The sequence below is a fragment of the Flavobacterium sp. genome, assembly GCF_027531905.1.
Classification (GTDB): domain Bacteria; phylum Bacteroidota; class Bacteroidia; order Flavobacteriales; family Flavobacteriaceae; genus Flavobacterium.
Genome location: NZ_JAPZSU010000046.1, coordinates 1 through 14,345 on the forward strand (window position 1 = coordinate 1; position 14,345 = coordinate 14,345).

Genomic DNA, 14,345 nt, shown 5'->3' on the forward strand with positions numbered 1-14,345 from the left:
GAAAATATAACGTGGCATAAAACGAGAATAACTTTTTTCGGCTTTTTAATTAAGCCCAAAAGTTATTTCCCGTTTTAGCCAAAAGACTAAAATGAAAGATAAACAATTAAAAAACGGTCAACTCTAATTAGGGAAGTACAAACTCATAACTGATAACTCATAACTTAAAACCGAAAACTGAAAACTGAAAACCAATTATACCCCAAAATCAATCTTTGCGCACCTTGCGTAACCCTTTGCGAGCTTTGCGGTTAAACCATTAAACTTTTAAACAACCTTAAACAAGTAACCTAAAACTCACTATTACAATCCGCAATACCAGGCAAAACCAAATCTTTATCAGATACAATCGCATCCTTCAAATCCATTCCCCAATCAATTTGCAACGTAGGATCATCAAAACGAATCCCACCCTCACTGGCTTTATTATAAAACTGATCGCATTTATACAACACCACCGCTGTGTCACTCAAGACCGAAAAGCCATGAGCAAATCCTTGAGGCACTAACAATTGTTTTTTGTTTTCAGCCGTTAATTTAATGCCAAAATGCTGTCCGTAAGTAGGCGAATCTTTTCGTAAATCAACTGTAATGTCCATAATTTCCCCTTGCAATACTCGAACCAACTTGGTTTGCGCATACGGCGGATTCTGATAATGCAACCCTCTCAAAGTCCCCCTTTGGGAAAACGACTGATTGTCTTGTACAAAATCAATGTCGATGCCTAGGGTACTAAACTTATTTTTATTATACCCTTCAAAAAAATACCCGCGAGTATCTTCAAAAACATCGGGGGAAAGGACTACTAAATCTTTAATAAATGTTTCTTCTTTATTCATGCTGCAAATTTATATCTTTATTTTAGAAGTGGAAGAGGTTTTGGGGTATATTGGTTAATGGGTTAATTGGTTTGTGGTTTGTGGTTTATAGCTTATAACTTACAGTTAATTGTTTATGGTTCGTGGTTTATAGTTTACGGTTAATCGGTTAATTGTTGAATAGATTACTTAATTAAAGATTTCTTGACTGGGATAGTGATAGTCTGATGAATAGCATTAGGAACACACACGAGGAGCCTTAATACCTTAAAAAGGCAAGTTTTCAGCTCACTTATGAGGCGAAATACTACAAAAATCCAACGCAATTCGTGACGCAAAAAACCCTTTCAGAGTCTAAAACTCAGAAAGGGTATAAAATACCATCCATCAGCTCCTCATAAAGCCCACCCGACAACTCAAAATCCTTGAAATTAGCGACTCGAGCGATAGCGAACAAACGAAGTAATTCGTGGTAATTCCCATCCACCATCTTTTCAAAAAAATCCGCGACCATCTGCCTCATCCGTCAACATCCGCGTCCCATTCCCCACTAAATTTTAAAAAAAATAATCTGTGCATCTGCGGCTAAATTTTCACCACAAAGAAACACAAAGAAGTCACTAAGTTTCACAAAGATTTATAGATTCCATATTTTCCCTTGCTGTTAAAACTTAGAATTTAAAATTTTAAAAATTGGAATTCCGTAATTCGCGACCATTTCCCAAACCACGCCTTGCGCCTCTGCGTCTTTGCGAGAATCACATAATCACATTTATTCGAGAGATTTGCTAATTTTCGGTAAGCTCAACTCACCATCTTCAGATAATATCCCCTTCCCAGAGTCTTTGCAAAAAAATACGCCAAGGCAAAACGGTAACATTGCCCACTACTCTTTCAAATGGATCGTTACTAACCACCAGTAATTTTTTCACTTCATACTCCTCTGAGAAACTTTTCAATCCTTTCAAGTGCCGTAATTGCACATTATCTGTTCCTTTTACTTCAATCGCTACCTCATGATCCCCTAAAATAAAATCCACTTCTATTTGCGAAGTAGTTCTCCAATAAGAAATAGTATAATTACCCTCTGAATAGTTACTATGGGCATACAATTCATGATATATAAAATGTTCAAAAGCACTACCAAATGCTTCGCTACCCATTTCTATTGTTCCTCTTTTTAGCAAATAATTAGCAATTCCAATATCGAAATAATAAAATTTAGGGGCTAAAATGACCCTACGTTTGGGCTTCTTTTGAAAGGATGGAACAAAACGACCAATTAAAGTATCTTCCAGAATTTGAAAATATTCCTTTATAGTAATAGCACTCACGCCACAATCGGAGGCTATATTCGTATAGTTAACCATTTCTCCGTTAGAAAACGCAGCGGCTTCTAAAAATTTTGTAAAAGCGCCAATATTTCTAATTTTTGCCTCAGCAATAATCTCGTCTCTCAAATAATTACCAATATAATCAGAAAGCATTTTTTTGGGATGCTCCGATAAATAATGCCTCGGCAGCAATCCATTATTCAACCCTCGCAGTAAGTCAAAATTAGGGATTTCAGCATAAATTAAGGGATACAATTCATAATGAAGCGCTCGCCTCCCGAGTAAATTGGCTCCTGATCGAATAATTTTTCTCGGACTAGAACCACTCAGCACAAAACGAACAGAATGATTAACCATAAGCCAATGAATCTCATCGAGCAAGGCAGGGATTTTTTGAATTTCATCAACCACCACCACCGTCCCACTAGCGGTAGCTAGTATCGTTTCTCTAAACTGAACAGGTCTTTTTTGAAACCGTTCAAACACATCCGACTGTAATAAGTCAAACCATAAGGCATCTGGAAATAAGTTTTTTAACAAAGTGCTTTTACCCGTTTGTCGAGCACCCCATAGAAATAGACTCTCTTCTGCAGCTCCCTCTAAAATCTGTTTTCGTACTAACATTTTTTCTTTTTAAAACAACAAAAAACATAATAATTCAAACCACTACTTTATAAAATCATGATTATCCAAAGTACAAATATAGAATATTAATAACAAACCACTCATTATTAAACACATAAAAAAAAATTTAACCACTACATTTCCTAAAAACCTCTCGAACTGCCGATTCGTATTTCAAGAACTCCATGAGTAAAGCATTTAACATAAACAACAATCACCCTTTACGCCCTCGCAGTTAACCTCAAACAACAAACCATGAACAACAAACAACCTCCCCAGCCCCTGCGAACTTCGCGCTTAAACCCTAAACTTTTAAACCAAAAACAACAAACCAAAAACAACAAACCAAAAACCAAAAACAACAAACAAAAAAACCCTTTCAGAGTCAAAAACTCAGAAAGGGTTCAAAAAAAATTCGCGTATTCATAGGCATCCTACCCATAATCTTTTCAAAAAGAATTTGAGAATTTCCGGTAATTCACTCACCACCATCTTTTTAATCTTCTCAATTTTTCAATCTTTTCAATTTAGCTTCAATCTCCCACATCTCCATCGAAAATCGCACATCATCCTCATGCGTTCGATCCAAAGGCAAAGTCGAAAAAGAAATCAATTTAGAGCCCGGTTCCAAAGACTCAATGGCGTTAGCGTAGCCTTCAGGTAGGTGAAGGACTTTACTTTCATTGGCCGAAAGTAAGACACTTTCCACAGGAAGGTCTTTCGAAGGGGATTCCCAGTTGTCCACTTTGACAAAATGCACTCTAATCGAACCTTGCACACAATAAAAATACTTGTTGTCTATTTTATGTCCCTGCCAAGCTCGCAAAGGTTGCTCCTCGGAATTACTAATAATATAAAACCGTACAATCTCGTCAAAGACCATCCCATTCACAAATGAAATTTGTCCTCGGTGATCTATGTGTATACCTCCTTCTATTAGTCTAGGATGTTTTACATTTGCTTCCATCTTATATTCTTATATTTTTTTAACTTCTAACTGAACTTGTTTAGTTAGTATTTACTGTCTTCCATCTTCTAACCTATATCTTATATGCCTTTCAATGCTTCACATAGTCCAAAAAACACCCGCTATATAAAAAAACTAAAATGACTTATATGTTTTAATTTCCTCTTTGCGAACTTCGCGGCTAAACTTTAAACCTTAAACCTTAAGCCTTTAAACAACCTTAAACTTTTAAACCTTAAACTTCTACCCTCTACCTTCTATTTTCTAACCTCCTTCGTTGCCCAATACCTTATCCCCAAATACACCCCAGTCATCACCCCTAACACCAACACAAAAACACCAATAGTCATGAGTTGTTTTTCGAGTAAATATACTGTAAGCAAATTAACCCCTAACTGCACCACAGCATATCCCAATGCCACCCCCACATGCGGCAATCGCTTTTCATTAGCTAGATATTGATACAAGTGAGAACGGTGCGCTTCTAAAATATTCTCTTTTTTGCGCAAGCGATTGAAGATGGTTAGTACCGCATCGATACCATACACAGCAAAGAATAACAAATAGCCTATTTCTTGCGTAGTACTAATCAATTTGACCATATAATACCCCAAAAACAAAGCCATTGCCACACTGCCTACATCTCCTGCAAAAGTTTTAGCGCGTTTGCGCAAATTAAAAAAGGCAAACACCAAACAGGCTAATCCCATTAGCTCGAGCATGGAAATATCACCGGCCAATGTTGGCGCATAGCGAAAAGCAACGAGGCTCACCAAAGCATACAAGACAGTAATCCCATTGATGCCATCCATAAAATTGAACGCATTGGTCCACCCGATTAACAAAATCGCCACTACTGGCAACCACCACCAACCTAAAACCACTATTTCTAGATCATACAACACCAAACCAATCGCCAACAGATGCGCTAGCAAACGCGGCAATTGCGACAAAGGACGTATGTCATCCACAAAACTAACCACAGCCACCAACAAAACAGCCAAAGCCAAAGCCCAACTCACATACCCCATCCCAAAACCAAGCAGCACCGCTATAGGAAACAAAATCCCACCACCACGTAAGGTAATTTGAGTATGCGATGAGCGCAAATTAGGCTTGTCGATAATATTAAACCGATCCGCTATTTTAAAATAAAAAAGTTCCGCCAAGAGCAGAACGAAAAAAAATACGATGTATAACATTCCAATAAATAATTTTGTTATTTAAAAATAATTAGTGATTAGTAAAAAACTAAATTCGTAAAATCTTTCAATCTCAAACCTTTAAACAACCTTAAACTTTAAACTTTTACTCATAAATTAAGCAACTTAACTCTTATTTCATATCGAGAATCTTTACACTTCCACAGTTCCCCTTCGAGGTCTGGGGGGATAAACGACAACTTTTTATTTCATATCGGGAAGCTTTTTTTTAAATCAATTCCCTTCTTAGTTAAGAAATAGCGTTGCGTTGGACTGTTGGGACGATCAGGCTGCGTCATTTCAATCAACTGTAATGCTAAAGATGGCTGTAAGTAATTGTATAAGAAAGTAGGCTTATGTACTATACCCACCATCCTTCTTAATTCAGCAGTAGTATAACGCCCTTCATCCATAAACTGAATCAGTACCTGTACTTGTTCGGTTACTTGTTCGGTTACTTGTTCGGTTGTAGTATTTGAATCTAAATAAAAAGTGGTCGCTACGGAATCAAAATCCAAATGGTACTCCGGTAGGCTTCGATTATAATCAAACCAATTGGATTCCATTTTATCAAAACCAAAACCAGCATTTTCAGCCAGTTTTACCATTCTGAAAAGTTTAGAAATGATCGGATTTCGAGGCATAGAAAGATCTTTAGCTTTCAATTCTTTGATGGATTTTGGTAACCCTCCCGGATTGAAAAATTCAATTGTATTACTAAAAATACGGATTCTAGAATGCGCTGGAGAAAAATAATCGGCGTGCATTAATAAATTCACCAAGGCCTCTCTGATTGCGGTTAAACCTGTAGAAAGCTCTTCTCCAAAACCTTCTGATGAAAGTTTGAATGTAACATCAACTTTGGATTTCAATCTGGCAAAACACTCAAAATAATACTCCCATAAATTTTCTTGTTCATCCAAACGATAAGTATAACGAGATTGTGCATCTGTATAGGAATTACCTGGGATTTCCAATAAATCGATTCGGAAATCGGGAAAGTATTTTTCAATAACATCTCTTTTACCTAATAGCAATAACCCACCATAAGTACAACTAGAATCCTCAATGATTCGCAATTTTTTCAAAAACTCATCCTCATCAAAACGATTATAACCAACATTGGGATTGAATCGCGCCATATAATCACGATAGCGCACTAAAGAAGTAGTATTGAGATCACTTCTACTGGTTCCTTTTGCAATTTCAGAAGTTTTCGTTCCAAAAGTTTGGTCGCGATACATTGCATCAATCTCTTCTTTAGTAGCTTTATTATCAGCACTTCCTCTTCGTAAATAGGTATTGGCTTGTACGTTAAAGTAAACAGGCTTCTTACTTGAGGCCGGTATATAAAAAGCAAGAACAATCTTGTCTTCAAAAGTATATTTTATGGATTGGGGTGCTAAATTGACATTGAATTTTTCACTCCTAATAGTATTCAGAAAATCCTGTTCTATTTTTTCAGGATGGGTTACCCCTTGAATTTCGAAAGCTTTACCGGATTGTTTCACCCCAAAAACAAGCCAACCTCCCGATGAATTAGCAAATGCACTAACGGTTTCCCAAGATGATTTAGGCACCTCTGATTTGGCTTCTTTTACTTCGAAATCTTCCCATTCGAGTTCCGTGAGTTTGTCTATGAATTCCGTTTTGTTCATATCGTTATTCGCTCAAATCCTTATTTGTTTTATCTATACTCCGTCTTATTCCCATTAGTCCCCGGAGCCATTCAAACTAATAGGTTTCGTTTTTAATAAGCCGCACATAAGGTAACTCCCTAAAATCAAAATAAAAAAAACAAACGCGCCAGCGAAACCCAAGCGGCAACCAAATTGTTCAAAGGCTATTAAAATGTATCGAAAACCCTTCTCTTCACCCAAACGTTCTCAACACCTGTCCGTCAGTTCGAGTGTTTTTCTATGCCCTGCGATAGCAAGGGTATAGAAAATGTATCGAGAACCCTTCTCTTCAACAAAACGTTCTCGATACCTCCTAGCGTCAGTTCGAGTGTTTTAATTGCCTCGCGATAGCGATGGAAATTAAAATGTATCGAGAACCCTTCTCCTCAACAAAACGTTCTCGATACAATTTTATGAAAAAGCTATCGCATTTTCCTAAAATCACTCGAACTGACGATTGTGCGATTAGAGCCTCCCAAGTTTTTATCGAGGGGTCAGTTCGAGTAGATTAGAAATGCGATTGCTTTTCAAATTATATCGAGAACATTTTCTGCACCCAAACGTTCTCGATACAATTTTATAAAAAAGCTAACCGCATTGTCCTAAAATCACTCGAACTGACGATTGTGCGATTAGAGCCTGCCCCGAGTTTTTATCGAAGGGTCAGTTCGAGTAGATTTGAAATGCGATTGCTTTTCAAATTATATCGAGAACATTTTCTGTACCCAAACGTTCTCGATACAATTTTATGAAAAAGCTAACCGCATTTTCCTAAAATCACTCGAACTGACGCTTATGCTTTTAAGATCGTCTGGCTTTCCCCTAAAGCCTGCCCCGAGTTTTTATCGAGGGGTCAGTTCGAGTAGATTTGAAATGCGATTGCTTTTCAAATCATATCGAGAACCTACAAATACTCCTCTCCAAAAGTACGAACCATCTCACCAGCCACTCCTTTGATTTCTTGTTCGCTCCCTTTTGGATAAATCAACAGTATTTTTTCATCATCTACAATAATAAAATCCTCCAGCCCTTTAATGACGGCGGCTTTTCCTTTAGGCAAATGTATGATACAATTGGAAGTTCCTTCTACATGCAAATGATCAATACTCGTAGAGTTGTTTAATGCGTCTTTGGGCAACACCTCGTGCAAAGAAGCCCAGGTCCCCAAATCACTCCAACCGATATCGGCAGGAATAGTATAGACATTCGTAGCTTTTTCCAGTATGGCGTAGTCAATAGAAATATTCGGACTGTTAGGATAATTCTCTTGTATGAACCCAACCTCAGCTGGTGTATTATAAACCGAGTTGCCTTTTTCAAACAAACTCGCTATTTGAGGTGCATACATTTGAAAGGCTCTTTGGATATTTTGCCCACTCCAAATAAAAATTCCGGCATTCCACAAATAATCCCCACTTGCTAGGTATTCCATCGCTTTTTCGAGAACTGGCTTTTCCATAAAACGACTCACGGCGTGTACTCCTACTTCCGATTCCTGTTCATAATGAATGTACCCATAACCCGTATCAGGTCTTGTAGGACTGATTCCTAAGGTCAACAAGGCTTTATTTTTTGAAGTATAGTCTAATGCTTGTGCAACTTTATCCAAAAACGCTGCTTCTTTCAAAATCAAATGATCAGAAGGAGCTACGACTATATTCGCCTCTGGATTCTGCTGCAAAATCTTATACGTAGCATAAGCGATACAAGGCGCCGTGTTATTACGACTAGGCTCTAAAAGAATATTACATTCTGTAATCCCATCCAATTGCTCTAGCACCAGGGCTTTATAGTCTTGATTACTTAGTACATAAATATTTTCTTTAGGGCATAACTCCAAAAAACGGGCATAGGTCATTTGTAACAACGATTGCCCTGTCCCTAAAATATCAATAAATTGTTTCGGAAAGTGATTCCTACTCTTTGGCCAAAACCGACTTCCCACACCACCTGCCATAATCAGGACATAACTGTTATTTTGAGTCATTATGTTTAATTAGTTTTTAAAAGAATCGAAAGTCTTCCTCAATCCATCTCTAGCGGCAACAGGTAATGCTTTACCAATCGCTTTTACTATTTTTTCATTACTCACTACATAACTTTCAGTTAACTTTTGCAATTGTTCTGAATTTAGTGGCAAAGGCAATATATCCCCGACTGTAGCTATGGATCTAATTATATTTTGAGATATCCTCCAGTGCTTTGCAGGCTTACCTAAACTTTCTCCAAGTATTTGTATCAATTCGTTAGTGGACAAAGAATTATTGTCAGCTACATTATACACTCCAGAAGGAATAGTTTCATTTTCTAAAAGCTCCTTAATCACAAAACAAAGATTTTCAATGCTCAAAAAAGATCGTTGATTCTCAAAAGCGCCCAATGGCCAAGGTAAGCCCTTAGAAACTAATTTATAGAGTAAGTTAAGATTCCCTTTGTTCCCAGGGCCGTGAATCATGCAAGGTCGCAATACATAAACTCTTTTACCTTTGGGTAATTCTTTACTGAAAATATATTCCTCTGCTTGATGTTTGGCAATACCATAATGGGTTTTGGGCATTGGAATGCTATCTTCTGTTAAAATTCCTTCTACTTTATCTGCAACTGCTTTAACAGTACTCATAAAAATAAAAACAGTAGTTTTTGATACTAAAAAAGCATCAAACAATTGTTTGGTTAATTCAAAATTAGCCTCATAATAATCTTTGGGCTGTGAAACTTTTTTTAAGTCATGAGCTTTACCAGCAAGATGAATGACAGCATCTGAATCAATTGTAATTAACTGATTTTCCATAAATCGAACACTCAAAAAGTCAATCCGATTATCATCTATGAGATAATCTTTCAAATTTGTCCCAACAAAACCTGTTCCTCCTGTTATAGTAATTTTTAACATTTATAATTTTAACTGGTTAGAGATTAAATCCCAAATTTTAGTCTGTTCAAAATTCTCCTGAACAAATATCCTTCCTTTCATTCCATGTTCTTTCATCACATGTTCATTTTCGAAATAATAGAAAATTTTTTCTGCGATATCTAATGGTTCATTTGAAATAAAAAGCCCACTTTGATTTTCTATAATTGATTCTTTACAACCAGTAGCCTTAGTTATAAGTACTGGTAATTTCATTGATGAGGCTTCCAAGGAAACGGTCGAAAATCCTTCTCTATACGTAGGCAACACGAAAATGTCCATAATTGAAAAGTAAATTGATGCATCTACTACAAAATCTGTGAATATAATTGAAGAATCTGTTTGTATCTGATTTTTTGAATATTCAGAAATAGCATCTCTTTCTTCTATTGGCCCCACTAATAACAATTTTGCATTAGGAAACTTGTCTTTGACAATTTTCCAAGCCAAAATGAGATCATCAATCCCCTTATCTTTTACTAAACGTCCAACATAACCAACGACTTTATCTTCAAGTGAAATATTGTAATTTTGAGCTAACTCCTCAATCTCATGTCTATTTTTATTTTTAGGATTAAATCTTCCTTCTGTATCAATACCATTGCAGGTTCCCAAACCTAAAATTACATTTTTATTTGCCTTATTCAAATTATCTTTTTCACTGATTTCTTTAACTGAATAACTTACACAAATTATAGTTTTGGCAAAAAAACCCGTAAGACGTTCTATATTTTTAAGAATCTGCTTTCTAAATCCTTTACTGGTTTCATAAATAATTCCGTGTCTAAAATATATCCTTTCTGATGCGCCTGCTAAAAACGATGCAATCATTGCAATCATACCCCCTTTGGGTGTATGCCCCACTACTATATCTATCCCATTTTTTTTTATATGATTATAGATTTCATATATTGCTTTTAAATCTTTTAACGGACTTATTTCTCTTGTAATCTCAACTTCTAATGGAACATACCCTAATTTTTTAGAAAACTCTGTAAGTTCTTTAGAAGAACTACATGCTAAATAATATTCATTACCGCTTTTTTTTTTCAAGTACAAAAACTGTTCTCCAAAAAAATGATTTATAACAAATGAGACAGTTATAACATGTAATATTTTTTTTTCGCTCATTATTCTTTATTTCTCTTTAAATATATTAGACAAACCGAAGAACTTTAAAAAAATTTTTTCTCCTTATTGTAATTCTCAAATTAACCTAAAAACCTAAACGAATATTTCTATTTAACTTAATCTACTTTTAACAAAGCATTAAATTGATCTAACATTATTTTCGAATTAAATTTTTTAGAAACAAAATCTCTTGAAAGAGCCCCAATATTGTCTTTCCCGTTAAGTTTTATAAATTCAATTGATTTTATTATTGAATTAGATAAATCAAGGGAATTTAAAGGATTGCAAACCCATCCAAATTTATCAATAATAACACTGGCATCTCCCACATTTGTTGATACACAAGGCGTTCCGCATAACATAGATTCTGCCAAAGAATTAGGGAATGCTTCTGCTTTACTAGACAACACATTAATATCAATCATATTATATATTTCGGATACGTTATCAGACATACCATACAAAATAAAGCTATCTAATAAATTGGATTTCTTTAAATAATTAACAAGTTCCAAATTTGACTCATCAACTCCTTCTCCAACCATAATGATTCTAAAATTACTCTGACATTTATTCAGTACTATATCTATTGCATCTATAAAATTGTAATGATCTTTTACAGGATGCCATCTTGCCACTAATCCAATAATCAATTCATTATCGTTAACACCAAATTTATTTCTTAAATTACTACGTTGATCTTTATTAGGTTTATAAATATTTTCGTCATACCCATTATAAACAACAATACATTTGGATTTCGAATAATAAATTTTGCAATGATTAATTAGTCCTTTTGATGAACAAAAAATAATCTTTTCAGGAATTAAATACGAAAAAAAAGAACAGAGATAAGCAATAACTCTAGTTGGAAATCTCAAGCTATCAGAATCAACATATGCATGATGAATATTCCAAATCACTTTTTTTCTAAAAAAAAACTTTGAAACAAATCCTCCAATTAAATTAGCATGATACATCCATGTAAAAACAACATCGGGATTAATTTTTTTAACCAATTTGTATAATCGATGAAAAGATTTAAGATCTAAAAGTCCTTTCATATTAACATGATGCACCTCAACACCAGATAACCTAATTTTTTCAGTATGATAATCAAGCGAAGTTAAAGAAATAACTATTTGTTTGTAATCTGCATTTTCATCTTTTAGTTTCACAACTAATTTGCTTAAAATACTTTCTGCCCCTCCTTGACCTAGACCTGTAATTATATGTACTGATTTCTTTTTAAATTTCATATCTAATGTATAGTTTTATTAAAAAAATCATTAGTAATGGATTTCCAGCTATATGATTTATTAATAATATCTTTTGTTTTATTTGAAAATTCCTTCATTCTATCATGATCACTTAAAAGATCAATAATTTTAGTGTACCATTCATTAGAATCATTCGAATAACATACAATACAGTTATCGTTATTTTTCATTTCATCGATACCATCGATTGAAAGTGAAGAGCAAACAATAGGTAAGCCAAGACTCATAGCTTTTAAAATTTTATTTTTCATGCCAGAGCCAATAAATAATGGAGAAATAAATAAATCCATTGATGTCATATAACTATCCATATCGTCAACAAAACCTGTAAAAACAACATTGCTAAGATTATATATCTTGAATTTTTTAAGTGTATTTTGGCTATATGGGCCAATTATATGAAACTTTACAGAAAAATTATTATGTAAGAAAATTTTACTTAATTTATCTACAATAAATTCTGCTGCTAACAAATTTGGCTTGTAATCTAAAATTCCTGTAAAACAAATATTATATTGAGCATTAATGTTATTAATTATACATTTAGTATGTGATGGAGTACTTACGCCAAGTTTTATATCCATAAATTTAGTGTTCGTAATTTTAAGATTTTGCTTAATTGAAAATATTTTATCAACATTGGATACAAATAAAACCTTCGAAGCAATTTTATAAAATGATTTCTCGCACCGATTTACCAAAACATACTGACTAGTATAATACAAAATTTTTAATGGATTAATTGTTTGGAATAAGGCTCTTTTATAATACAGGGATAATGAATCTATTTCAAAAAAAATTAATTTTTCTTTCTGATCTATAAAAAATGGCATTAAAAAAGCGCTTTCAAATCCAATAAAATAAAAAAAATCAGACTTTATTTCTCTTAACAAAAATTTATTGAATTGAAAATATATAGCATTAAAGGGTTTAAAAAAAATAGATACATTAATTTTTTCAAAAAACGAATATTTTTTTGTAGAAAGTGGAACATGAGTCACTTCTATTAAGAAATCTTGATACAATAATTCCGCTTCAATACTTTTATTTCCAAAATAAATAATTTTTACATCATGATCTCTATTCTCTTTTAAAATATTAATTACAATGACAGAAACACCACTATCATATTCATTTAATGGTAAGTCTTTCATTAAAAAACATAAGGATTTATTTTTCATTATTAATAAGGTTATTGCTTTTTATATAGTATAAAACCGAAATTAAAAAACATGCTGTAAGGCATAATGAAATTAAATACGACCAAATACCAAAATCACTAAAATTTAAAAAAATAATAAATATTGAAGCTATTAGAAATTTATTTGATATTTCCACAAACGAAACAAAGTTATACCTTCTTCTTGAAACCAAAATTTGTCCAATAGCCCCCCAAAAATTCCAAATTATACGGATAGATAAAATATAAATCATAAGACTTAAAATAGAATAATATTTATTAGGTATCAAATAAAAATAATTAACTGGATATAAACTCACTAAAAAAAATATCGGAATGCAAGAAAGTATAATACATTTTTTTACTATTACTGAAGTCGAATACTCATTTGTACTTTTAGTACTGTATGAAAAAAGTATTTTTCTGTTTAAAGGACCTAACAATATGTTTCCCGTCAATGATTCTATTGAAACTATTGTTTGAAAATAACCTAAAATACTAAATCCAGATATTTTTGAAATTGCAAATTTTAACAAATAATCTATAAGATTATTAACTATTGGCACTAAACTTATAATCCATGTACTCCTCAACAAAGAAAAAGCTTTTTTCAAATAAGTCTTTTTAAAATAAAAAAACAAAATGAATCTCAGATTAAAACGATAATAAAACAAATAGATAAGTAGAGGAAATATTGTTGAAAGAAGTGGAAGAAATATAATTTTTTCCTTTTTGAAAAAAAATAAAACAACAAAAGCAAATAATACACTTGAGAAAGAATTTGTTGCATTTGTTAAATATAGAATTCCTAATTTGTTGTTTGATATAGCTTTGAAATCAAAAATGGAAATAATTATTGATACAAAACAAGCCCCAAATATTGAGAGAAGCACTAAATTTTGATTTATATTGTCAATTTGTACTAAATTTTCAAAAAAATAAAAAAATAAAAGTAGCGAAAAATTAACAATAAACATTATAACACCGAATGCTTTAAGTATTTCTTCTTGATCAATTAAGTTCATTTTCATTAATTCAAACTGTAAACCTTGATTATTTACAATTAACTGAGGTATGAATGAGAAAAGTAAAATTGAAGAAACACATAAGCTATAAATTCCGAGAGAAGAAGAAGATCCAAAATATAATATTAAAAAGGTTCTTATTACTACTGAACTAGCATTTATAAACTGAAAAAAATATAATTTCATTAAATTTA

General features: G+C 33.2%; 11 protein-coding genes. All 11 read right to left on the minus strand.

The features are described 5' to 3' along the window. Positions 1-290 precede the first annotated feature (290 nt). Positions 291-839, minus strand: a complete 549-nt coding sequence (gene rfbC, locus O9307_RS11975; RefSeq protein WP_298299598.1) for a dTDP-4-dehydrorhamnose 3,5-epimerase — start codon at positions 837-839, stop codon at positions 291-293. A 797-nt stretch (positions 840-1,636) separates the two neighbouring features. Then, positions 1,637-2,776 (minus strand): DUF4143 domain-containing protein, encoded by a 1,140-nt coding sequence (locus O9307_RS11980; protein WP_298299601.1) that lies wholly within the window; start codon positions 2,774-2,776, stop codon positions 1,637-1,639. 505 nt (positions 2,777-3,281) lie between these two features. Then, positions 3,282-3,743 (minus strand): dTDP-4-dehydrorhamnose 3,5-epimerase family protein, encoded by a 462-nt coding sequence (locus tag O9307_RS11985; RefSeq protein ID WP_298299603.1) that lies wholly within the window; start codon positions 3,741-3,743, stop codon positions 3,282-3,284. Between the two features lie 257 nt (positions 3,744-4,000). Continuing rightward, positions 4,001-4,945 (minus strand): UDP-GlcNAc--UDP-phosphate GlcNAc-1-phosphate transferase, encoded by a 945-nt coding sequence (locus O9307_RS11990; RefSeq protein WP_298299606.1) that lies wholly within the window; start codon positions 4,943-4,945, stop codon positions 4,001-4,003. A 209-nt stretch (positions 4,946-5,154) separates the two neighbouring features. Next, complete coding sequence (locus O9307_RS11995) at positions 5,155-6,603, minus strand: Fic family protein (protein ID WP_298299609.1); 1,449 nt, start codon at positions 6,601-6,603, stop codon at positions 5,155-5,157. Positions 6,604-7,528: 925 nt separating this feature from the next. Beyond that, complete coding sequence (locus O9307_RS12000) at positions 7,529-8,611, minus strand: mannose-1-phosphate guanylyltransferase (RefSeq protein WP_298299612.1); 1,083 nt, start codon at positions 8,609-8,611, stop codon at positions 7,529-7,531. Positions 8,612-8,620: 9 nt separating this feature from the next. Next, positions 8,621-9,517, minus strand: coding sequence for an NAD-dependent epimerase/dehydratase family protein (locus tag O9307_RS12005; RefSeq protein WP_298299615.1), 897 nt, complete (start codon positions 9,515-9,517; stop codon positions 8,621-8,623). Next, positions 9,518-10,666, minus strand: a complete 1,149-nt coding sequence (locus tag O9307_RS12010; RefSeq protein WP_298299618.1) for a glycosyltransferase family 4 protein — start codon at positions 10,664-10,666, stop codon at positions 9,518-9,520. A gap of 116 nt (positions 10,667-10,782) precedes the next feature. Then, a complete protein-coding gene (locus O9307_RS12015) occupies positions 10,783-11,925 on the minus strand; it encodes a glycosyltransferase (protein ID WP_298299621.1) in 1,143 nt (380 codons plus the stop codon). A 2-nt stretch (positions 11,926-11,927) separates the two neighbouring features. Next, on the minus strand, positions 11,928-13,127 hold the full coding sequence (locus O9307_RS12020) for a glycosyltransferase (RefSeq protein ID WP_298299624.1): 1,200 nt from the start codon (positions 13,125-13,127) through the stop codon (positions 11,928-11,930). Continuing rightward, the gene (locus O9307_RS12025; protein ID WP_298299627.1) at positions 13,117-14,337 is read right to left on the minus strand and encodes a hypothetical protein; all 1,221 of its coding nucleotides are present in this window, start codon (positions 14,335-14,337) and stop codon (positions 13,117-13,119) included. The genes O9307_RS12020 and O9307_RS12025 overlap by 11 nt, the downstream gene beginning before the upstream one ends. Positions 14,338-14,345: the final 8 nt, after the last annotated feature.